Origin of the sequence: Actinoalloteichus sp. GBA129-24 (assembly GCF_001941645.1) — a bacterium.
GTDB lineage: Bacteria > Actinomycetota > Actinomycetes > Mycobacteriales > Pseudonocardiaceae > Actinoalloteichus_A > Actinoalloteichus_A fjordicus.
On the sequence record NZ_CP016077.1, the window covers coordinates 1,447,768 to 1,469,568 of the forward strand.

The following is a 21,801-nucleotide window of genomic DNA, read 5'->3' on the forward strand; positions in this document are numbered from 1 at the left end:
CCGGCGTCGTCAATACGCCGCTCGGGTTGTCCGAGGGGGCTGTTCCCGGCGGCTACGGTTGGCGCCATGGGCGATGACACGGCGGTGAACGGACGGGACAGGGCATCGGCCAAGACCGGCGGAAACCTGGTGCAGTCGGTGGATCGGGCGATCAGCGTGCTGGAACTGCTCGCGAAGAACGGCGAGTCCGGCATCACCGAGATCGCCGCCGAACTCGGTGTCCACAAGTCGACGGCCTCCCGACTGCTCACCGTCCTGGAGCAGCGCGGCCTCGTCGAGCAGCTCGGGCAGCGCGGCAAGTACGTGATCGGCTTCGGCATCGTCCGACTGGCGGGCGCCGCCACCGGCCGGATGGACCTCGCCCAGCTCGGCCAGACGGTGTGCCAGTCGCTGGCCGAACAGCTCGGCGAGACGGTGAACGTCGCCGTGCCCGACAGCGGAGTGGCCATCAACATCAGCCAGGTGCGCGGCGCCGCGTCGGTCACCACGCACAACTGGGTCGGCCAGCGCACCCCGCTGCACGCCACCTCCAGCGGGAAGGTGCTCCTCGCGCACCTGCCCGACCGGCAGCGCGAGGCACTGCTGGGGGAGGAGCTGGAGAGCTACACGCCCAGGACCGTCACCGACGTCGCCGATCTCCGGGCCGAGCTGGACCAGGTGCTTCGCGACGGCTACACCGCCTGTTTCGAGGAACTGGAACTGGGCCTCAACGCGCTGGCCGCACCGGTTCGAGGACCCGACGGCGCGGTGCTCGCCGCGATCAGCGCCTCCGGGCCCTCCTACCGGCTGTCGCGCAGGCGTATCCGGCAGGTCGCGCCGCAGCTCATCGCCGCCGCCGGGGAGCTGTCCCACCGGCTCGGCTACCTCGGCGACTGAACCAGCGCGCCGCCGATCGAGCGGCCGAGGCTTCCCGCGAGCGGCGAGGCCGTTTCCGCCGCAGGCGACTTCGGGTGAGAACCGCGCATACCCACCGGAGTCTCGACGCCCTCCTCACCCGCTCGACACGCGGACCTGGCCTGTTCGGCATGCACCCTCGGCGACGCCGAAACGGCCTATTGACACTGCCCGACGGGGCGAGGATTTTGTTGCGTATTGAGCGACACACTTCGTGCTGTGCAACAGATGGGGCGGTTGCGGTGTGGAAGGACGGGGTCGGATGAACGATGGCTCGCTCGGTCCGGACACGCCCGCCAGCCGCCCGGCCCACCGCGGAGCAGCGGTGATTCGGCCCGTCCGGCCAGTGTGGACTCTCCTGCCGCGCTGATCCCCCGTCTCGGCGACCCCGGTCGGGGTCTCGTCCCTCTCGCCTCGCTCCGCTGGAGACCGTAGGCGTCTCGTTGTCGAATCCGTAGGAGGTTCCGAGGTGGCCGCATCCCCGAGGGTGGTCGTCATCGGCGCGGGAATCGTCGGCTGCGCGCTCGCCGACGAGCTCACCGAACGTGGCTGGACCGATGTCACCGTGCTCGAGCAGGGCCCGCTGTTCGAGACCGGCGGGTCGTCGTCCCACGCTCCCGGCCTGGTGTTCCAGACCACCGGGAACCAGACGATGACCCGGTTCGCGCGGTACACCGTCGAGAAGTACCGCGCACTGACCGATCCGACGGCGAGGTCGGCGGGGGATGCGCCCTGTTTCCGATCGGTGGGCGGCCTGGAGGTGGCCCGCACCCCACAGCGCTGGGCCGACCTGCACCGTCGACACGGGTGGGCGACCTCCTGGGGAGTTCCCTCGATGCTGGTCGACCCCGAGGAGGCCGCCCGACTGCACCCGCTGCTCGACGCGCAACGGCTCCTCGGCGGACTGCACATCCCCTCCGACGGACTCGCCGTCCCGGTCGCAGCGGCCCGCGCGCAGGCCGACCGAGCCGCGGAGCGAGGGGCCCGCTTCCTGGCAGGCAGGCGCGTGATCGGGATCGACCGCGTAGGCGGTCGGGTCAGCGCGGTGCGCACCGAGGACGAGCGATTCCGCGCCGACGTCGTGGTGTGCTGCGCGGGAATGTGGGGCCCGAGGATCGGCGCGTTGGTCGACCTGTCGATCCCGCTCACGCCGATGGCCCACCAGTACGCCAAGACCACGACGCTGCCCGCGCTCCGGCGAACCGCCGGTCGGCAGATCGACAGTGCGGAGCTGCCGATGCTGCGACATCAGGGGGCCGGGCTCTACTTCCGTACGCACGGCGACCGGCTCGGCATCGGGGCCTACGGCCATCGACCCATGCCGATCTCGGCGTGGGACATCGGCGGTGCTACCGCGAGTGGCGACGGCGGCTCTGCCGCGAATGGCCACGGCGGCTCTGCCCCGCCTGGCCACGGCGATGCCGCCGCGATCCTGCACGTCGGCGAGGCCGTCACGCGGATGCCCTCGGTGCTGGAGTTCACCTCCGAGGACTTCGAACCCTCGTGGTCGGCCGCGCAGGAACTGCTTCCCGTCCTGGGCGATGCCAAGGTGGACGAGGGCATCAACGGGCTGTTCTCCTTCACCGCCGACGGGATGCCGCTGCTCGGCGAGCATCCCTCGCTGGAAGGCTGCTGGTTCGCCGAGGCGGTGTGGATCACGCATTCGGCGGGCGTCGCGCGGGCCATGGCGGAATGGCTGGTGGACGGACAACCCGCCCTGGACCTGCACGGCTGCGATCTCAACCGCTTCGAGCGGGTGCAGACCACGCCCGAGTACGTCCGGGTGCGCAGCGCGCAGAGCTTCGGCGAGGTCTACGACATCGTTCATCCGCACCGGCCGATCGAGGTGCCGCGCACCCTGCGCGCCAGCCCGTTCTACGAACGACAGGAACGACTCGGCGCCCGATTCACCGAGGTCAGAGGCTGGGAACGGCCGCAGTGGTACGCCGAGAACGAGAATCTTCCCGAACTCGCCGAGGTCGCCGCGCCGGGAGAGTGGGCGGCGCGGCACTGGTCGCCGATCGTCGGCGCCGAGGCCCGGCACGCCCGACGTCGGGCGGCGCTGTTCGACATGACGCCGCTGACTCGTCTCGAGGTGACCGGCCCTGGTGCTGCCGACTTCCTCCAGACCATGACCAGCAACGACGTCATCCGGCGGATCGGCTCGATCACCTACACGCTGCTGCTCGGCGACGACGGCGGCATTCGCAGCGACCTCACGGTGGCCCGGCTGGGCGAAGAACGTTTCCAACTCGGCGCCAACGGCCCGCTGGACCTCGACTGGCTACGACGTCACCTGCCCGGCGACGGTTCGGTGCAGGTCCGCGACATCACCCCCGGTACCTGCTGTCTCGGCCTGTGGGGCCCGAGCGCGCGAGAGGTGTTGAGCGGGCTCACCGACGACGACGTCTCGCACCGGGGTCTGCGCTACTACCGGGCACGGGAGATCCACGTCGGCGGAGTGCCCGTCACGGCGATGCGACTGTCCTATGTGGGCGAACTCGGTTGGGAGCTGTACACCACGGCCGATCTGGGCAGGCTGCTCTGGGACACGCTGTGGGAGGCGGGCCGTCCGCACGGACTGATCGCTGCGGGCCGAGGCGCCTTCGACAGCATGCGACTGGAGAAGGGCTACCGGTCCTGGGGGCTGGACATGACAGGCGAGCACGACCCGTATGAGGCAGGCGTCGACTTCGCGGTACGCCTGGACAAGGGCTACTTCGTCGGTCGCGACGTCATCGAGGCTCGGCGGGATTCGCCGCCTGTCCGTCGACTCTGCGCGCTGGTCACCCCGGACCCGGCGGCCACCGTCCTGGGTGCCGAACCGGTGTTCGTCGACGGCAGGCCGGTCGGCCACGTCACCAGCGCAGGCTACGGCCACACGCTGGGGCTGGGCATCGCCTACGCCTGGCTGCCCGCCGAGCACGCGAAGCCCGGACTGCCGGTCGACGTCGAGTACTTCGGCGAGCGACTCCCCTACGAGGTCGCCGCCGAACCCCTCTTCGACCCGGAGGGCACCCGGATGCGCCGATGACCGCCAGGGGGTGAGCAGTCCGCCGCCTGCGGCGCGCGTCAGCAGCGGGTTCGTGATCCGAGCCTGCGGTGCGACGTCGAGCCTCGGTTCCTCGGTGTGACCGACCGCGCGCCCATACCGAGAACCGGCCGATCTCGCCCACGCGCCCGTCGCGATGCGGGCCCCGGCCCCGCAGGCACCGAGGCCTGCCCTGCGATCGCACTCCGCAGCCAGACATCGACCTCCCCGCCGCAGGCCCGGCCTGCGCCGCCCAGGCATCCGGCTCGACTCGGCATCCGAGAGGTGAACGATCATGACGACCACCGACGGCCCCACCGGACTCGTCGCCACCCTGCCCGGCCGCTACTACACCGATCCCGCCGTCTTCGAACGAGAACAGCAGCGCATCTTCGAGGCCGGGTGGATCTGCGCCGCCCGCGCGGCCGACCTGCGTGCTCCCGGCGACTTCCGCACCGTGCAGGTCGGCAGGGAGAGCGTGCTCCTCGTGCTGGGACGCGACGGTGTGCAGCGCGCCTTCCTCAACATCTGTCGGCACCGGGGCGCCCGGTTGTGCGTCGAGGAGTCGGGAACGGTCCGGCGCAGCCTCCAGTGTCCCTATCACGCCTGGACCTACGGGCTGGACGGACGACTGACGGCCGCGCCCAACCTGAGTTCGCTCGGCGCGGTGGATCGCACGGAGTACGGCCTGATCTCGGTCGCCCTGCGGCACTGGCTCGGCTACCTGTGGGTGTGCCTGGGCTCGGCGCCGCCGTCCTTCGAGGACACGGTGATCGACGCCGTGACCGAGCGACTCGGCGACCCGGCAGCGGTGGAGCGGTACCAGGTGGAGAGCCTGTCGCTGGGCAGGCGGATCTCCTACGACGTGCGGGCGAACTGGAAGCTGATCGTCGAGAACTTCATGGAGTGCTATCACTGCGCCACGATTCACCCCGAGCTGACCGACGTCCTCCCGGAGTTCGCGGAGGGCTACGCCGCGCAGTACTACGTGGGACACGGCGCCGCGTTCGCCGAGGAGGCCGAGGGCTTCACCATCGACGGCAGGCCGGGCTTCGCGCGGCTGCCGGGGATCGCGGCGGACCAGGACCGCCGCTACTACGCCGCGACGGTGCGGCCGCAGGTGTTCCTGAATCTGGTGCCGGATCACGTGATCCTGCATCGGATGTATCCGCTGGCCGTGGATCGCACCCTGGTGGAGTGCGACTGGCTCTACGCCCCCGACGTGGTGGCCGCCGGCGCGGACACCTCGGCGTCGGTGGAGCTGTTCGACCGGGTCAACCGGCAGGACTTCGAGGCCTGCGAACGCTGTCAGCCCGCGATGGCCTCCAGGGCCTATGCCCGAGGCGGGGTGCTCGTCCCGGTCGAACACCACATCGGGGGCTTCCATGACTGGCTTCTCGACCGGTTAGGCGAGAGGAGCGAACAGGACGGCGTGCCCGATCGATGACCTCCAGCGGACGGACGGCTGCGGCGGCTGCCGTCGGCGACGACGTGGCGCGGGGGCCGCATCGTCTCGTCGGGCTGACGGACGCGGCCTCGATGGAGCGCGACCGGTGTCGGTGTCCTGCCTGGTCAGGGCGGCTGTGCTGCCCTAGGCGAGGCCCCGCGCTCGGACCGAGCCTCGGCTGATCTCGACGGCATTCGCGGTGTCGACTGCTGCTAGCCTCCCGCCAGGCGGCGCGTCCTCGCGTCACCCCGGCCGGGGCCGACCGGCCAGCGGTTGCCGGGCGCACTTCTCGGCGAACGGCGGCGGAATCCCGGCTGATCGAGATCGGAGCGGCAGGCGATGACGACAGGCGTGACGACCTCGCCCGGCGCAGCCCGACCGCCGATGATCGGCATCGTGGCCTCGGCGGCGGGCGGCCTGGAGCGACTGCGCGCCGGACTCGTCGAGCCCGCGCTGGCCAGCGGCTGGCGGGTCGGCGTCACGCTCACCCCCACCGCAGCCCGCTGGCTGAATGCCGTCGGCGAGGTCGAGGCCATGGCCGCCGTGACCGGACTCCCGGTGCGATCGGAGTCCCGGCTGCCCGGCACGGCCAGACCGCATCCGCCGGTCGACTGCTACGTGCTGGCGCCCGCCTCCGCCAACACGGTCGCCAAACTCGCGCTGGGCATCGGCGACAACCAGGCGCTCACGCAGGTCGGCGAGGCCGTGGGTGATCCTCGGGTGCCGGTGGTGGTCTTCCCACGCGTCAACGCCGCGCACGCCAGACACCCGGCCTGGCCTGGGCATCTGGCCGCACTGCGCAACGCGGGCGTCGGTTTGGTCGAGGGCCCGAAGGTGTTCCCCCTGGCCGAGCCCGCCGAGGAGCCGGAGCGGGATCTGCCGTGGGCGCACATCCTCGACGCGGTCGCCGCCGCGCTGGCCTCGCGGACCTGATCGAAGCGGGGCGAGCCGATCCGGCCCCGGCATCCGCAGCTCGCCGAATTACATGGGAGCGTTCCCATGTTCAGGCGGTGCGAGGACGCGATGATCGTGGCCCGTCGGGGGTGCGCACCGAGGTCCTCGCCGCCCGCCGCGTGGGGTGAATCGCTTCGAATCGACGATTCGACAACCCCGCTGCCTGGGCGTTCCTCGTCGGGGGAATGCGGGACGTCGATATCGGATCGAAGACCGCTCGCGCGAAAAGGGGCCTCGGTCGACGGGGTTCGACGGCCCCGAATGGTGATCATGCACAGCGGGGCCTGATTCTCGACATCCGACGCTCTCAATGCAGGTCAGCGCACGTATCGACGGGGAAGCTCCGGCGGTCGGAGCGTGATCGAGAGTGTTCCCGCCCGTCCTGGACAAGGGCGCCGCCGATGCCCCGTGTCGCCGTCCGGTGATCTGCGTGATCCTTGAACGAATTTCTCGGCCGACCTCTCGGCGAGTTCCCGGCGTCCCTACCTGGTGTTTCCTTCGTCGAAGCGAACGTGGTCGGAGTCGCATCGGTGATCCAGAACACAGTTTTCGCGTTACGCCCTCTTTTCAGCCTGTTACCGCATTGGTACAGTCCGTTCTGGGAGCGCTCCCAATGGTCCGTCGCGAAGCGCTTACCGCCTCGGACAAGGGTGTCGTGAGGTAACAAGCAAGGAGCCGAAATGAGATATGACTCCCCAAGCAAGGCGAGGGAATCACGTCGCCGTCGCGGCACCGCCGCAGCGTCGGCGATGGTTCTCGCCTCTGGACTCTTACTCGCCGTCGGTCAGACGGCCATCGGTGCGGAGAACGATCCGGCACCTGCGCAGCAGCGGGTCGACAATCCGTACGACGGCGCTCAGGTCTATGTGAACCCGATCTGGGCGGCCAACGCCGCCGCCGAGCCCGGCGGCTCGGCCGTCGCTGACCAGCCCACCGCCGTGTGGATGGACCGGATCAGCGCCATCGAGGGCAACGGCAGCCCGACGACGGGTGACTACGGGCTGCGCGACCACCTGGACGAGGCCGTCTCCCAGGGCGCGGACCTGTTCCAGGTCATCATCTACAACCTGCCGGGGCGAGACTGCGCCGCGCTCGCCTCCAACGGCGAGCTGGGCCCCGACGAGCTGCCCCGATACGAGTCGGAGTACATCGACCCGATCGCGGAGATCCTGGCCGACCCGGCCTACTCGAGCCTGCGCATCGCGACGATCATCGAGATCGACTCGCTGCCGAACCTGGTCACCAACGTCGGCGGACGTGAGACCGCGACGCCCGAGTGCGACGAGATGCTCGCCAACGGCAATTATGTCAACGGCGTCGGCTACGCCCTGGCCCAGCTCGGCGCGATCCCGAACGTCTACAACTACGTCGACGCGGGCCACCACGGCTGGATCGGCTGGGAGGACAACTTCGGGGCTTCCGCCGACCTGTTCTTCGAGGCGGCGAACGCCAATGGCGCCACCCCCGACGACGTGCACGGCTTCATCGCCAACACCGCCAACTTCTCGGCACTGGAGGAGGAGAACTTCTCCATCGGCGACACCATCAACGGTCAGCCGATCCGGGGTGAGTCCAGCTGGATCGACTGGAACAACTACGTCGATGAGCTGAGCTTCGCTCAGGCATTCCGGCAGGAGGCGATCTCGGCGGGCTTCAACTCCGACATCGGCATGCTGATCGACACCTCCCGCAACGGCTGGGGCGGCAGCGAGCGACCGACCGGACCTGGCCCCGAGACCAGCGCCGACGCCTACGTCGACGGCGGACGCTACGACCGCCGGATCAACCCCGGGAACTGGTGCAACCAGGCCGGTGCGGGCCTCGGCGAGCGGCCCACCGCCTCGCCCGCCGCAGGCATCGACGCCTACGTCTGGGCCAAGCCACCGGGAGAGTCCGACGGCTCCAGCGAGGAGATCCCGAACGACGAGGGCAAGGGCTTCGACCGGATGTGCGACCCCACTTACGAGGGGAACCCGCGTAACCAGAACAACCCCTCGGGTGCACTGCCCGACGCGCCGATCTCCGGACACTGGTTCTCCGCTCAGTTCCAGGAGCTGCTGGCCAATGCCCACCCGCCGCTCGGCTCCGGCCCCGGCGACCCGGGCGACCCCGGCGACCCCGGTGACCCCGGTGACCCCGGCCCGGTCACCGGCTGCAGCGTGAGCTACAGCGTCCAGTCGCAGTGGAACGCGGGCTACGTCGCCCAGGTGACCGTGACCAACACCAGCAGCACCGCGCTGCCGAGCTGGTCGCTGGTCTGGACGAACCCGAGCGGTCAGCAGGTGACCAGCGCCTGGAACGCCTCGGTCACCCAGCAGGGCAGTCAGGTCACCGCCAGCGGAAGCGGGTGGAACGGGAGCATCCCGGCAGGCGGCTCGGTGAGCTTCGGCTTCCAGGGCACGCTGAGCGGGGCGCACGTCGCACCGGCCGCGTTCTCGTTGAACAACTCCGCGTGTAGCTGACGCTTCGGCGTCCGATCGCACCACCACGGGTGGGGAGAGCCTGACCGGGCTCTCCCCACCCGGTCGTGTCAGGCCGGTCGGATCGCCGTCCTGCCGGGTGACGGCCTCGTGTCGACGGGCCGACCTGCGCAGCACGCCTGCGACCTCGCGATGATCGCCGCGCACCGCATCGCCGCCCTCGGCATCCTCACTCGACCGGATGTCGCTGGATGAGGTGGTCGAACTGGATCATGACCGGCGGCGGTCTTACCGTCGCACTGTCCAGAACCCCTGCCGCCCGACGGACCTGATCTCGGCTGTGCGCCACGGGGAGATCGTGATCGCTCGCGATCGAGTCCGGGCCGGCTTCGGTGACCAGCGGCTCGCGCCCGGCCCGTATGTCGCCTTCGCCCGTGCGGCAGCGGAACTCACGCCCCCACGGAAGAGGCGACCGATGACTGTCTCCGCTCTCGATCACCGCGTGACCGGCTACCAGCTCGACCACGCCTACTGGCTGGGCAAGGCCGCGAAGCTCGCCTATTCGGGGGAGGAGGAGATCCGGGCGGAGACGGCGCGCTGGGGCTTCGACCGGTTCCGCTTCCTGCACGTCGTGCGGGATCTGCCGGTGCCGCTCGACGACACACAGGCGTACCTGGCCGCCAGCGATCACATGATCATCCTCGCCTTTCGGGGCACCGAGATCACGCAGATCAAGGACTGGCTCACCGACGCGACCACTCCCGTCGCTCCTGGGCCTGCCGACCGGGGCCTGGTGCACCTGGGCTTCGACCAGGCCTTGGCGACGGTTCTTCCCCTGGTGTGCCAAGGCATCAAGGAACTCCGCACCAACGACCAGAGCATCTGGCTGACCGGCCACAGCCTCGGCGGTGCGCTGGCGATGCTGGCGGCGGCGACCCTGTACTTCGAGGACCCCAACCTGACCCCCGACGGCGTCTATACCTTCGGCCAGCCCCGCACCTGTGATCCGCGGCTCGCGCATGCCTACGACGAGGCGCTGGAGGGACGAACCTTCCGCTTCGTCAACAACAACGACATCGTCCCCCAGCTGCCGCCCGAGCCGGTGTTCCGGCACGTCAAGGCCGCCCGATACTTCGATCGAACCGGGGCGCTGCACGAGCAGCTGTCGTTGTGGGGCGGCATCGCGGACAAGGTGGGGGGTCACACCGACGAGCTGCTGCTGCCGGGCAGCGACGCGCTCAAAGATCACCCGATGGACCGGTACCTGGAGAACATCGAGAAGAACCTGTAGCCACGGGCTCGCGGCGGCGGGGTCGGCGGGTTGCCTGCTTCGCCGTTCACGGGCGACGATCAGCGCCTGGTCACAACGAGACCATCAGGGCCACCAGGAAGACCGCCGCGTAGAACAGCCAGGGCCACCCGACCCAGCCTACGACGGGCCTGCCCGCGCGGATCGCGCGTTCCCCGCCGATCCCACCGGTGATGAGGCCTGCCAGCAGCGTCGCAGTCGGCCCGTAGAGCAGGAAGACGTTCCGCGGCACCGAGCAGTTCGCAGGCTCGGCACAGGACATTGCGGCGGCCACCACGAACAGCAGGTTCACGTACAGCAGCAGGATTCCGGTCGCCAACAGGCCGCCCAGACCGAGCCACAGGAACAGGCGTGGGCGCCGCACCGACAGTGGTGGCCTGATCTCCGACTGTGACATGCGTCGGACTGTAGGGGACCGGGCGGCAGGGGACCGGCGAAATGCAGTGGGCGGCGTCGATTCCATGTAGCAGAATCGCCGACGTGATCCGACTGCATGACATCGTCGTCGACTGCGCTCGTCCGGCCGCGCTGGCCCGATTCTGGGCCGCCGCTCTGGACGACTACGAGGTCGCCCCCTACGACGAGGAGGAACTCGCGCGCCTGCGCGCCGAGGGCATCGACGACCCGGAGGACGATCCGCTGGTCCTCGTCGAGCCGAGGGCCGACGGGGGACCGAGGCTGTTTTTTCAACTCGTTCCCGAGCCCAAGATCGCGAAGAATCGACTGCACCTGGACCTGCGGTGTGACGACCTGAGTGCCGGGGCCGATCGACTGATCAAACTCGGGGCGCGTGTGCTGAGCAGGACGGACGACTGGATCGTCCTCGGTGATCCCGAGGACAACGAGTTCTGTCTCGGCGCGGAGACGGATGCCGAGGCGGTCTCGTCACCGAGCTGACTCGCCGAGTCGGGCCGCCGCCCGGCGGACTGCCTGCAGCCGTGCCTCGTCCACCCTGCCGATGGTCGCCGCCACCAACTCCGGGTCCGCCGTCGCGGGCGAACCCGCGTCGAACGGCGGCGCCGGGTCGTACTCCAACCGCAGTTGGACCCGCTTCGCCACGTCGTCCCCGAAGATCCTCGCCGCCAGCACGAGCGCGAAGTCGATCCCGGAGGTGACGCCTGCACCGGTGATCCGATTCCCGTCGATCACCACCCGCTCGCTGGTCGGGATCGCCCCGAGTTCGGCGAGCATCGGCAGCGCCGACCAGTGGCTGGTCGCGCGGCGACCCGTGAGCAGCCCCGCCGCCGCCAAGGTGAAAGAGCCGGTGCACACCGAGGTGACCCAGGACGCGCCCGCAGCCTGCCTGCGCAGGAAGTCCAGCGCGACCTTGTCGTCGAAGAGGTCGAAGGCGCCCTTGCCGCCGGGCACGAAGAGGACGTCGGCCTGCGGGCAGTCCGCCAAGGTTGTCGTCGGCACGATCGACCAGCCGCAGTCGGTGACCACCGGCCGGGTGTCATGCCAGGCGAGATGCACCTCGGTGTCCGGCAGTCGGGAGAAGACCTGCGCGGGTCCAGTGAGGTCGAGCTGGGTGACGTCCGGGAACAACAGGGCGACGATCCGAAGCGGCGAAGGGCTCACCACTGGATTTTAGGCGGTGGGCGGGGCCGAGCGGGTCGGTGTGCCGGTACCGGCAGGCGGTGGTGCGAGCGGGTGAGCAGGGCCGTCGATGATCGATTTCATCGATCGTCCTCTGCTAGCTTTGTCGATATGTCGGTTTCTGAGGGTCCCGGATCCGCAGGCACCGTGGGCCCGTGGCTGGCCGTGGTGGGCGCACTCTCCGCCCTCTTCGCCGTGATTCTGCTGGTGGTCGCGTTTCCGCTGTCGCCGATTCCTGGTCTGGCCGCTGTGCTGATCGGCTTCCTGGGCATTCGCAACGGCGCGAGGCGGCATCGTCCGCTGTATCAGACGGTCGCGGCGGTCGGCGTCTTCTGCGTGATACTCGGCGGCGTGGCCATCTTCACGCTTCTCGCGGTAGGCGAGGGTTCAGGCGGGGTGACGACAACGTCGGTCGTGACCAGGCTCGGCTGACGAGTGTTCTTTTCGGATCCTGGACATCCCCCTTGGTCTTGTTGCATCGGTGGCGGCAGCGCTTCAACTCCGCCGAGAGGTCCTCGAACACCTTAGGGCCGAGCTGCATCATTCGCGGGAGCGTCGTCCGGCCCAACGTGGGGCGGGTCGCCAGCAGCGTGTAGGCGCTCGCGGTGGTCTTCTCCACCTCGTGACTGCGCAGCCACTCGTCTAAGAACTGATCGAACGTTGCCCCGGGGTTGGATCTCTTGTGGTCCCGCGCCTCGCGCCCAGGAAGCGGTCCCGGATCTTGATCGCCTCGTCTTCGGTCTTGGCGGACCGGGTGACCATGATCGCCTTGCCGATGTTCGGGTCGTAGCCGGTGAACACTCGCACCTGGTACCGCGAGCCTCGCGCCCGGATGCCGGTCAGGTCCTTGACGCGCTTCGTTCTGGCCATAGACGCACGTTAGCGCCGACCTATTGGACACCCTATTGGACAGGTGCCCGGCAGACCGGCGCTAAGGTGATCTAGATTTACGACATACGCACTGGTCAACGGGATCTTGACCTTAGTGCGGCATCAGGGACTTGAACCCCGAACCCGCTGATTAAGAGTCAGCTGCTCTGCCAATTGAGCTAATGCCGCGTATTCATCTCTCTTCGCCCCGCAGGATGCTCTCCGTGCGGCGCGGCAGAACAGTAACACAGGCCCCGTCGGACCCTGAAATCCGACCCCCGGCCCGACGGCTCGACACAGGTGGCGACACGAGGAGGCCGGTCGGACGACCGGGTGCCGTGCGGGGTGGCCGCCGGCTCGGACGAGCGAAGTCGATCGAGGTTGACGGGCTCCCCCATTAGGCTGACAGGAGAGCCTTGGCATCGATTGGCTTGGGGATGCAACCAGGCGTGGTGTTGCGGCGTCTATCTGGGCAAAGAGGTTTCGGGGGGCACCGGTCCGACTGGGGGCGGTTGTGACTCATACCCCCGTTCAGGCTAGGGATCGAGCCGCCCGATGGCGGCATGGGGGAAACAGTGAGTAGAACGCTTCGTTCCGGCGACCAGGGCGGGCTGCGTGCGGTGCGGAGGCCTGCGTTAGCCGTCGCCGCCGGACTCGTCGCGCTGTTGGTCACGGCATGCACCTCGGAGGCCGGTGGGAGTGCCGGTGGCGCGGGGAGCCCGGAGTCGTCCAGTGCGCCGCCTGCTCCGCCGGTGACGCTCTCCCTGCCCGCTGATGCGGGCACCGACGTCGCGCCGGGGGATCCGATCGAGGTGACCGCCGAGGACGGGGTCCTCACCGAGGTCGTCATGACCAATCCGGACGGCGATGCCGTCGCGGGGGAACTCGCCGAGGACGGGCTGAGCTGGTCCCTGGCCGAGCCGCTCGGGTACGGCCGGGCCTACACGCTCACCGCCACGGGGGAGAACGCCGACGGCGAGACCGTCACCGAGACCTCGGAGTTCACCACCGCCACGCCGAGCGCCGAGGCCTACGTCGGCTTCTCGCCGCTGCCGGGGGCGACCATCGGGGTTGGACATCCGCTGGCCTTCTACTTCGACGGGACGCCGATCCAGGACAAGGCCGCGGTGGAGGCGGCGATCTCCATCACCACGGAACCCGAGGTCGAGGGCGCCTTCTACTGGTTCGAGGACACGCGGGTGCACTGGCGTCCCCAGGAGTACTGGGAGCCCGGCACGGTCATCACCATCGACGCCGACGTCTACGGCAAGCACTTCGGCAACGGCGTCTACGGCAAGGAGAGCCGCCAGTCGACGCTGACCGTCGGCGACTCCTTCATCGCCCGCGCCGACGGCGCCACCCATCAGCTCACCGTCGAGATCAACGGCGAGGTCGTCCGGACGATGCCCACCTCGCTGGGCAAGGCGCCGTTCCAGTCCTGGGACGGCGTGCACGTCGCCACCTCGAAGCACGCGCAGTACACGATGGACTCCTCGACCTACGGCCTCGACGTCGCCTCGGGCGGCTACGTCACCGACGTCCAGTGGGCCACCCGGATCGCCAACAACGGCGAGTTCGTGCACGCGGCGCCGTGGAACGGCCTGTTGGGTCAGGCCAACGACAGCCACGGCTGCATCAACCTCTCCACCGAGGACGCCAAGTGGTTCTACGACAACGTCAAGAGCGGTGACGTGGTGATCATCGAGAACTCCGGCGGGCAGGAGCTGCCCGGCGACGGGGGACGTGGCGGTTACAACGACTGGCAGATCTCCTGGGACGAGTGGAGCGCGGGCGGCCGCCGCTGACCCGATCGTCTCGACCCTTCCCGGACGGCGGGTCCGACGTCTCTGCTGAGGCGCTTCGGGCCCGCCGTCGGCGTCTGCCTGCCCACCCGGCGCCGACCCTGCCCGATTGCCCGAGGCGCGGGCGCGAACCCAGCGTCCCGAGTCGGAGTGCAGCGCCGACGTCGTAGATCAGCCGGGCGGGCTCGCCGTCGGTGCGGTGATGCCGACGGAGGCGGGCCTGCCTGCCGGGGGCAGCCGAGGCGCAGCGCCTCCTCGTGGGCCGCGTCGCGGTACCCGACGCTGGACGCCTCAGGACACCTGGACGAGGCCCGCTTCGACGACGAGTTGTTCGCCCGCGCCGTGGGTGCCATCCCTCGGCGGGCTCGGCGGCGGACGGGCCGACCGATCCGGACCGGACGACCCGACCTGAGAATCAGGCCGTCCGTCGCCAGGGGCACCGGCCGCGTCGGCGGGGCACGAGCCTCCTCACCAGATGACGTGGACGGCCGTCGGGCCTGCATCGGCATGACTGCGTGACCAGCTGACATCGTCGATGCTGCCCCGGAGCGCGAGCGTGGGGAGGCGCTGCGCGAGCGCGTGGAGCGCGGCGCCGATCTCAAGCCGGGCGAGGGCTGCGCCGAGGCAGTGATGCGGTCCACGGCCGAAGGCGAGGTGACCTGCGCTCCGGCCGGGGCGGAAGCTGTCGGGCTGGTCGAACCTGGCGGGGTCGCGGTTGGCCGCCCCCAACCGGACGAGGACTCGGTCACCCGCTCGGATCGTCACGCCGCCCAACTCGACGGCCTCGTGCGCCCAGCGCGGAAAGACCTCGCCGATCAGGGCGATCTGAAGCCGCACGACCTCCTCGACCACCGCGTCGATCGCCGCAGGCTCGATGGGGAACGCCGCGAGCCGTCCTTCGTCGATCAACACGAGCGCACCGACCGAGACGGCGTTCGTCGCGGTCAGATACCCGGAGGCCAGAATCGTGAGGGCCAGCGTGGTCAGCTCGCCATCGGTGAGCTGGTCGTCGTCGCGTTCGTGCGCGGTGATCAGAGCGCTCAGCAGATCGTCCGCCTGCTCCTCGCGTTTCGCGGCGACGAGGCCCCCGACGTACTCGCCGAACTCGCGCCAGGCCTGCTGTGCGGCCTCCCGGTCGCCTTCGGCGGAGAGGAAGTCTGCGGCGCCTGCCGCATCGGCGAGCCTGCGGAAGCGGTCCCGCTCGGCGATGTCGACGCCGAGGAGTTCGCTGATGACGGTGATCGACAGCGGCGCGGCGAAGTCGGCGACGAGGTCGGCAGGCTGGTCGCCGTGGGCGAGTCGGTCGGCCAGTGCGGCGGCGTGCGCCTCGACGCGCGGGCGGAGGGCGGCGATCCGACGTCGGGTGAAGGTCTTTCCGACGAGGCGACGGAGTCGGGCGTGCGGTTCTCCGTCGGTCAGCAGGGTGGCGTCCTCCGACCGGGGATCGCCGGGTCGGGAGACGCCGAATCGGGGATCCCCGAGGACCGTGGACGCCGCGTCGTATGACGTGACGAGCCAGGCAGGCTGCCCGTCTTCTGCGGTGACGGCGGCGATCGGTGCCCGGTCACGGAGGTCGGCGTAGGCGGGCGGGGGAGCCAGCGGGTGGAGGCGGTCGAAGGGCAGGGTCGGCAGCGGCATGGTGGTCGCCTCACTGTGATTTTTGCATTTCGACTGCAATGTAAAAGCGGCGACGACCGTTGTCAATGTGGCACCATGTGCCCGTGCCCAAGCAGGTCGACCATCACCAGCGGCGCACGCTGATCGCCGACGCGCTGATGCGCGTCGCGGCCGAACGGGGGGTCGAGGCGGTGAGCCTTCGGCACGTGGCGGCGGAGGCGGGCGTGACCTCCGGCATGGTTCAGCACTACTTCCGGAGCAAGGACGAGATGATGACCTTCGCCATGGAGGTGATCCGGGAGAAGGTCGCCGTTCGTCTCACCGCTGACGCCCCCGGCGGCGACGCGCCGGTCACCGAGTTGGTCAGACGACTCCTGGTGCAGCTGCTGCCGCTCGACGAAGCACGGCGGACCGAGGGGCGGGTGGCGTTGGCGTTCTTGGCGTATGCCGCAGGCCGCCCGGAGATCGGGGCCGCCGTGCGGACGGACAACGCCCGCCTTCAGCTGCTGGTTGCCGATCATCTCCGTGCCGCGCAGGCGGCAGGGCAGGTGCGGGCGGACCTCGAGCCAGCCCACGCGGCCAGGGCATTGACGGCGTTGGTCGAAGGGCTCGGGATGCAGGCGCTCAGCGGCGACTGTTCGCCGGAGACGGCGCTGGCCGTGTTCGATGCGCAGTTGGACCTGCTGTTCGGGCGGAGTGCCTGAGCTCGAGACGTCACGATCGTCGGTCCGGCCGGTGGACCTCCGCAGGCTCGGTGAGCCGCCCTTGCTGGCGCCGATGCCGCTGATCGCGTGGGCCGGGAGCCGACCGCAGGCACCACGCATCGCGGCGGGGATCGGGCCCGACTGGTCGAACCGGACCAGGAGAACATCGTTGAAACGGCTGCCTGCCCGCCTGCGCCGCGCGGGATGCGGGGAGTGTGCCCGCCCGTGCCGGACAGCGTGCCGTCCAGCGGAGAACGGCACCCTGTCGCCAGGACGACGACGCGGACGGCCCGGCCGGTCGACACCCGATGCGGTGCCGGGATCCAAAGCCGACACGCACGCGCGCCGGAACGGAGAACGCCCCGAAACGAGAACGAGGCCCGAGCCTCGATCAAGGAGAATCCCTCAATCGACAGGCTCGGACCTCGTCCGGCTGGGGTGAGTGACGGGACTTGAACCCGCGGCCCCCGGGACCACAACCCGGTGCTCTACCAGCTGAGCTACACCCACCACGATCCGACGGTCGCAGCCGCCGTGACGTGGCACAGCTTAGCGTGTCCGTACTCGGCATCGGAAACGGGTTCCCCTTTAGCGGCTCGACCCGTCGTTCGCGCCGGTGATCAGGCGTCTCCGCTCGCCTTCTCCTGCGCGAGCGCCGTGCCGCCGACCTCGGCGGTCTCGCCGAGCAGCCGGGTGGCGACGGCCTGCACCTGCTCGGTCGTCGGCCCCGGCTGGGCGACGAACGCCGTCTGCCGGTAGTACCGCAGCTCGCGGATCGACTCTCTGATGTCGGCCAGCGCCCGGTGCGCCAGGCCCTTCTCCGGCTGCGCGAAGTAGATGCGCGGGTACCAGCGTCTGCACAGCTCCTTGACCGAGGAGACGTCCACCATCCGGTAGTGCAGGTGGGCGTCCAGCTCGGGCATGTCGCGGGCGATGAAGCCTCGGTCGGTGCCGATCGAGTTGCCCGCGAGCGGCGCGGTGCGGGCATCCGGGACGTACTCGCGGACGAACTCCAGCACCCGGCGTTCCGCCTCGGCCATCGTCACGGTGGAGCGTCGGACCTCCTCGGTGAGACCGGAGCGGGAGTGCATCTGCCGGACCACCTCCGGCATCCCGTCCAGTGCGGACTCCTCGGTCCTGATCACGATGTCCACGCCCTCGCCGAGCACGTTCAGATCGGCGTCCGTGACGAGCGCGGCGATCTCTATCAGTGCGTCGGACTTCAGGTCGAGGCCGGTCATCTCGCAGTCGATCCATACCAACCGGTCATTCACGACGACGAGTTTAGGTGCTCGACCTGCGCCGTCCCGACGGGCTGCTGGTGTGTCGCGGCGCCGCCGCCCGGCGACTTCGCGCCGATCAGGAACGGCTGCAGCAGATCGGGGACCGCCTCGTCGGCGACGCCGAGCGCCACGGGTTCGCCGACGTCGATCACCGAGTAGGCGTTGCCGCCCGCCGCCGTGGTCGCGGTGAGGGTGACCAGGCCTGCGGAGCGTTGGAACACCGACCGGCTGATGTTCCAGCCGATGATGCCGTCGCGTTCCAGCGCCACGGTGTTGCGGCTCAGCGAGCCGTGGCGCGTGACGAGGTAACGCGAGTCCAGCGAGTGCCCCAGGCTTCGGTAGCGATCCACGCCGAGGAACACCGCCACCGGCACCAGCGCCGTGGCGACCCAGGCGGGCCAGGACGGCCAGGAGCCGAGCAGCGTCAGCGCCCACAGGCCGCAGGCCAGCAGCAGCGCGGGGACCACGGCGCGGACCAGGCGGCGGGAGAGTGCGGCGGCGGGGTGCCTGCTCAGCGCGGTCTGCGTGGGGGAACGGTCCTGACGAGACACCCCGGCCGCGACTCGGTGGGCCTCGCTCACCGGCGCGGGCGGGAGCAGCTGGCTGCTGTCCGGGGAGACCGCGCTGATGCCGACGGCGACTGCGTTGACCTGCCCGGCGTGCGCGCCTCGAAGCAGCAGCGGCTCCTGTAGCTCCACGCCGCGCAGCCGCTTCTCCTCCAGGGAGACCGCGCGCGTGGTCAACAGCCCGCGTCGCACGCGGATGGTGCCGTCCGTCTCGCGGGTGAGGACGTAGTTCCAATAACGGATGGCGTAGACGACCAGCGAGAGGATCGTGCTGATCAACAGCAGCGCGAGGATGATCCCGCCGACGAGCAGCCCGACGGGCAGGTCGTCCAGCCAGGTCAACCCGTCGCGGATCAGCCCGACCTCGTCGAGGGACAGCTCCTGGATCCACTGCATGCTCAGGCCTGCCAGCACGCCGACGGCGGTGAGACCCGCGAGGGTGAGCGGGGCGAAGCGCAGCCAGCGCGGGTCGAGGCGGGACAGCACGGTGCCGGGCTGCTCGGCCTGGACCCGGCCTGCGAGGCCTGCCCCGGTGTCGCCGGGCTCCGCGCCTGCGTCCGCATCGGCGGTGACGGGTGCGGGCGCACGGTGCAGCAGCACCTGACGCAGCCGCTCCGCCTCGGCCCGCGACACCGAGTCCAACGTCATCTCGTCGCTCAGCCCCGCACCCTTACGGCCGCCGGTGCCGATCTTCACCGTGGTGAGGCCGAAGATGCGGTGCATCAGCTTCGCGGTGAGGTCGACGGTGCGGATGCGGTCGCGGGGAACTGCGCGACGTGTGCGGAAGAGCCAGCCGGTGCGCAGCAGCACCTGGTCCTCACTGATCCGGTACCGCGTGGTGAGCCAGCGGATCAGACCGTTGACCAGCAGCAGACCCGCGATCACCGCGGCGACCCGGAACTGCCAGCGATCGGCGCCCTGGACCACCAGGGCCAGCAGCAGCACGGGAAGCAGACCCAACGCCTCGTTGAGGGGCTTGACCGCGATCACGCGCGCGTCGAGCCGCTGATCCGACTGCTCCGCCGCGATCAGCTCCGCCTCGGGCGGGGGCGGCGCAGCGGAGCCGGGGTGGCCCGCGAACTCGCCTGCCGGGTACGGGTACGGCGCGAAGGAGAACGCTCCGCCTGCGGGGGCGAGCGGAGGTTCGGCCGCGGGCACCAACTGGTCCCTCGGCGTCTCGGCTGCCTGCGGGCCCGCCGAGCGGCTGCCGGCTGCGGGGGTCGCCGATTCGGGGTCCGGATCGCCGCTGTCCTGTCCCGCCCCGACGCGCGGTTCGACCTGGCTGCCGTTCTGCGGGGTCGGTGTCGGTGTCGGCGGACTCGGAACGCCGCCGTTCGTCGGGGACTCGGGTTCACGGCCTGCGCGGACGACAGGGCCTTCGGTGTCACCGCTGGTCACGTCGCGTCACCCGGATTCGCCTCGGTGGTGGCGGTCAGCTCTTCGACGATGCGGATGCCCTGGTCCCGGTCCAGCCCGGTGATCTGGAGCGGTCCGGCCGCCGAGGCGGTGGTCACGGTGACGGTCGAGAGGCCGAGGAGCTGTTGGAGCGGCCCGCGTTCGGTGTCGACGGTCTGGATCCGTGAGGCGGGGGCGACCCGCCACTCCTGGTTCAGCCAGCCGCTCTGCGTGTAGACGGCGTGCTCGCTGAGCTCCCAGCGGTGCACCCGATACCGCCACGTCGGCATGACGGCGACGTGCAGCACGGCGACCGCACCCGCGACAGCCGAGGTCAGGTCCAGCGGGATCGGCGGGTCCGTCCACAGGAAGTGGCCGACGAGCAGCGGCGCGATCACGACGATCCAACCAAAGACGCAACGCAGCGTCCACCAGATGATCGCCTTGCTGCTGACGCGGTGCTCGGGTGGGCGCAGCCGCACCTCACGCAGCGGTGTCGCGTTCCCGGCGCCCGTCTCTGTCGAAGTCACGGCCTCACCCTGCCTTATCGCCGCGCGGCTCACTCATGATCCGTCGAATGAGTGTCGGAGGCGCTGCCGTCGACGAACAGCAGTCCCGTCGCGTCAAGATGCCCGAGGTCGCCGGTGAACGCCCGGCCCGCCGGGCCGAACGACTGGGCGATGGTGTCCTGCTCGCGCTGCAATTCCCATCCCGCGCCCTCGACGAAGATTCGTCCGGACTCGCCCGGCGGCAGCAGCGTCCCCTGTTCGTCGCGGATCGTCACCCGGATGTCGCGCGGCGGCCGTCCGACGGTGCCGGGGGCGCGGCGCAGGTCGGCGGGGGTGGCGATGCTGACCCAGGACAGCTCGGTCGTGCCGTAGAGGTTGTGCAGCACCGGGCCGAACTCGTCCCGGAACCGGGCCGCGAGCTCGCCGGGCAGCTGCGCCCCGGTGGAGACGACCGCGCGCAGGGCGGGCAGGCCCTCCGGCGGCGGACCGGCCTCGACCAGCCCGTGCAGCATCGAGGGCCGGGTGAACATCGAGGTGCAGCGATAGCGGCGCAGCGTGGACAGCATCGAGGCGGCGTCGGGCTCGCGCAGCAGGATCAGCGTCGCGCCGAGGACCACGGTCAAGTGCAGCGCCGACATGCCCCAGGTATGGGAGAGCGGCGCCGCCATGAGGGTCCGCTCGCCCGCCTCCAGCGGGATGCGGCCGAACACCGTCGCGGCGGGCGTGATGCGTGAGGGTGTTCGGCTCGGGACGGCGGTGGCCAGTCCGTGGCTGGTGGAGGTGAGGACGACGACGTCCTCCGGGTCCTGTCGCCGCGCTCGCGGTGTCGACGTCGAGTCGATGATCAGCTGCTCGATGGTGATCGCCGAGACCGGTGTCTCCGACCACGCGATGATCGTCGTCAGCGCACGGTCGACGGCCCGTAGCCTCGGGCGGAACTCATGATCGATGACGACGGTGTCGACCTGCTGGTCATCGAGGAACCGCGCGACCTGGGCCGGGGACAGGGCATCGGTGAGCAGGAGGATCTTCGCCCCGAGCTTGCTGCCCGCCACCAGTGTCTCGACCAGTGCGCGGTGATTGCCGCACAGCACGCCCAGCCAGGAGCCCTCCCGCACTCCCTGGCCCGCCAGCCCGTTGGCCAGCCGGGTGGTGCGCTCGCTCAGCTCCGCATAGCTGACGGCGCCGTGCTCGTCGATCACCGCAGGCCGGTCCGGGTGCCGAACGGCGCCCGTCGCATAGCCGAGCGGCAGACTGGTGTTCCACCGCCACATGGCGGCGAGCATCCGGATCAGTCGATCGGGGCGCATCGGGCGGAGCACTCCGTTGTCGATCAGAGTGCGGATGCCGCGCAGGCCGGTCCAGACGCTGTTCGGGGTGTCCGACCGGCTCATCTCGGGCGCC

18 protein-coding genes and 2 tRNA genes are annotated in these 21,801 nt (G+C 70.1%); 10 read left to right on the plus strand and 10 right to left on the minus strand.

Annotated elements, in window-relative coordinates:
* Positions 1–66 precede the first annotated feature (66 nt).
* The 6 genes from UA75_RS06645 to UA75_RS06675 all read left to right on the plus strand — a co-directional run bounded on the left by UA75_RS06645 (position 67) and on the right by UA75_RS06675 (position 10,037).
* Positions 67–876 (plus strand): IclR family transcriptional regulator, encoded by an 810-nt coding sequence (locus tag UA75_RS06645; protein WP_083682981.1) that lies wholly within the window; start codon positions 67–69, stop codon positions 874–876.
* 487 nt (positions 877–1,363) lie between these two features.
* The gene (locus tag UA75_RS06650; RefSeq protein ID WP_075739510.1) at positions 1,364–3,928 is read left to right on the plus strand and encodes a GcvT family protein; all 2,565 of its coding nucleotides are present in this window, start codon (positions 1,364–1,366) and stop codon (positions 3,926–3,928) included.
* A 292-nt stretch (positions 3,929–4,220) separates the two neighbouring features.
* The gene (locus tag UA75_RS06655; RefSeq protein ID WP_075739511.1) at positions 4,221–5,372 is read left to right on the plus strand and encodes an aromatic ring-hydroxylating oxygenase subunit alpha; all 1,152 of its coding nucleotides are present in this window, start codon (positions 4,221–4,223) and stop codon (positions 5,370–5,372) included.
* A gap of 339 nt (positions 5,373–5,711) precedes the next feature.
* Positions 5,712–6,305 (plus strand): flavoprotein, encoded by a 594-nt coding sequence (locus UA75_RS06660; RefSeq protein ID WP_232237655.1) that lies wholly within the window; start codon positions 5,712–5,714, stop codon positions 6,303–6,305.
* 701 nt (positions 6,306–7,006) lie between these two features.
* Positions 7,007–8,788 (plus strand): glycoside hydrolase family 6 protein, encoded by a 1,782-nt coding sequence (locus tag UA75_RS06665; protein ID WP_083682982.1) that lies wholly within the window; start codon positions 7,007–7,009, stop codon positions 8,786–8,788.
* 433 nt (positions 8,789–9,221) lie between these two features.
* Positions 9,222–10,037 carry a lipase family protein gene (locus tag UA75_RS06675; protein ID WP_075743487.1) on the plus strand — a complete coding sequence of 272 codons (816 nt, stop codon included), beginning with the start codon at positions 9,222–9,224 and terminating at the stop codon, positions 10,035–10,037.
* Positions 10,038–10,107: 70 nt separating this feature from the next.
* On the opposite strand, the gene UA75_RS06680 is transcribed toward UA75_RS06675, so the two are convergent.
* The gene (locus UA75_RS06680) at positions 10,108–10,452 is read right to left on the minus strand and encodes a hypothetical protein (RefSeq protein ID WP_075739512.1); all 345 of its coding nucleotides are present in this window, start codon (positions 10,450–10,452) and stop codon (positions 10,108–10,110) included.
* Positions 10,453–10,535: 83 nt separating this feature from the next.
* Here UA75_RS06680 and UA75_RS06685 point away from each other — a divergent pair, with 83 nt between their 5' ends.
* Positions 10,536–10,952, plus strand: coding sequence for a VOC family protein (locus tag UA75_RS06685; protein ID WP_075739513.1), 417 nt, complete (start codon positions 10,536–10,538; stop codon positions 10,950–10,952).
* Here the strand turns inward: UA75_RS06685 and UA75_RS06690 are convergent.
* Positions 10,941–11,633, minus strand: coding sequence for a DJ-1/PfpI family protein (locus UA75_RS06690; protein ID WP_075743488.1), 693 nt, complete (start codon positions 11,631–11,633; stop codon positions 10,941–10,943). The two genes, UA75_RS06685 and UA75_RS06690, sit on opposite strands and share 12 nt — an antisense overlap.
* 72 nt (positions 11,634–11,705) lie before the next feature.
* Between UA75_RS06690 and UA75_RS06695 the strand changes: the two genes are divergently transcribed.
* Positions 11,706–12,083: a hypothetical protein gene (locus UA75_RS06695; RefSeq protein WP_232251169.1), complete on the plus strand. Its 378-nt coding sequence runs from the start codon at positions 11,706–11,708 to the stop codon at positions 12,081–12,083.
* 210 nt (positions 12,084–12,293) lie between these two features.
* Here UA75_RS06695 and UA75_RS06700 read toward each other — a convergent pair whose 3' ends face one another.
* Positions 12,294–12,521: a hypothetical protein gene (locus UA75_RS06700; protein ID WP_075739515.1), complete on the minus strand. Its 228-nt coding sequence runs from the start codon at positions 12,519–12,521 to the stop codon at positions 12,294–12,296.
* Positions 12,522–12,637: 116 nt separating this feature from the next.
* Positions 12,638–12,710, minus strand: a tRNA-Lys gene (locus tag UA75_RS06705).
* Between the two features lie 386 nt (positions 12,711–13,096).
* Between UA75_RS06705 and UA75_RS06710 the strand changes: the two genes are divergently transcribed.
* Complete coding sequence (locus UA75_RS06710) at positions 13,097–14,326, plus strand: L,D-transpeptidase (protein ID WP_232237656.1); 1,230 nt, start codon at positions 13,097–13,099, stop codon at positions 14,324–14,326.
* 465 nt (positions 14,327–14,791) lie between these two features.
* Here UA75_RS06710 and UA75_RS06715 read toward each other — a convergent pair whose 3' ends face one another.
* On the minus strand, positions 14,792–15,961 hold the full coding sequence (locus tag UA75_RS06715; RefSeq protein WP_075739517.1) for a cytochrome P450: 1,170 nt from the start codon (positions 15,959–15,961) through the stop codon (positions 14,792–14,794).
* A gap of 83 nt (positions 15,962–16,044) precedes the next feature.
* Between UA75_RS06715 and UA75_RS06720 the strand changes: the two genes are divergently transcribed.
* Positions 16,045–16,644 (plus strand): TetR/AcrR family transcriptional regulator, encoded by a 600-nt coding sequence (locus UA75_RS06720; protein WP_075743489.1) that lies wholly within the window; start codon positions 16,045–16,047, stop codon positions 16,642–16,644.
* Positions 16,645–17,078: 434 nt separating this feature from the next.
* Here UA75_RS06720 and UA75_RS06725 read toward each other — a convergent pair.
* From UA75_RS06725 to UA75_RS06745, 5 genes are all read right to left on the minus strand, one after another.
* A tRNA-His gene (locus tag UA75_RS06725) sits at positions 17,079–17,154 on the minus strand.
* A 110-nt stretch (positions 17,155–17,264) separates the two neighbouring features.
* Positions 17,265–17,918: an oligoribonuclease gene (orn, locus tag UA75_RS06730; RefSeq protein WP_075739518.1), complete on the minus strand. Its 654-nt coding sequence runs from the start codon at positions 17,916–17,918 to the stop codon at positions 17,265–17,267.
* Positions 17,915–19,891, minus strand: a complete 1,977-nt coding sequence (locus tag UA75_RS06735; protein WP_075739519.1) for a PH domain-containing protein — start codon at positions 19,889–19,891, stop codon at positions 17,915–17,917. Before UA75_RS06735 ends, orn begins: the two co-directional genes overlap by 4 nt.
* A complete protein-coding gene (locus UA75_RS06740) occupies positions 19,888–20,418 on the minus strand; it encodes a PH domain-containing protein (RefSeq protein WP_232237657.1) in 531 nt (176 codons plus the stop codon). The genes UA75_RS06735 and UA75_RS06740 overlap by 4 nt, the downstream gene beginning before the upstream one ends.
* Before the next feature lie 29 nt (positions 20,419–20,447).
* On the minus strand, positions 20,448–21,791 hold the full coding sequence (locus tag UA75_RS06745; protein ID WP_075739520.1) for an AMP-binding protein: 1,344 nt from the start codon (positions 21,789–21,791) through the stop codon (positions 20,448–20,450).
* Positions 21,792–21,801 lie beyond the last annotated feature (10 nt).

Coding starts and splice junctions, on each gene's coding strand:
- UA75_RS06645 (WP_083682981.1), top strand. CDS start 67: ATGGGCGATGACACGGCGGTGAACGGACGGGACAGGGCATCGGCCAAG.
- UA75_RS06655 (WP_075739511.1), top strand. CDS start 4,221: ATGACGACCACCGACGGCCCCACCGGACTCGTCGCCACCCTGCCCGGC.
- UA75_RS06660 (WP_232237655.1), top strand. CDS start 5,712: ATGACGACAGGCGTGACGACCTCGCCCGGCGCAGCCCGACCGCCGATG.
- UA75_RS06665 (WP_083682982.1), top strand. CDS start 7,007: ATGAGATATGACTCCCCAAGCAAGGCGAGGGAATCACGTCGCCGTCGC.
- UA75_RS06675 (WP_075743487.1), top strand. CDS start 9,222: ATGACTGTCTCCGCTCTCGATCACCGCGTGACCGGCTACCAGCTCGAC.
- UA75_RS06680 (WP_075739512.1), bottom strand. CDS start 10,452: ATGTCACAGTCGGAGATCAGGCCACCACTGTCGGTGCGGCGCCCACGC.
- UA75_RS06700 (WP_075739515.1), bottom strand. CDS start 12,521: ATGGCCAGAACGAAGCGCGTCAAGGACCTGACCGGCATCCGGGCGCGA.
- UA75_RS06715 (WP_075739517.1), bottom strand. CDS start 15,961: ATGCCGCTGCCGACCCTGCCCTTCGACCGCCTCCACCCGCTGGCTCCC.
- UA75_RS06745 (WP_075739520.1), bottom strand. CDS start 21,791: ATGAGCCGGTCGGACACCCCGAACAGCGTCTGGACCGGCCTGCGCGGC.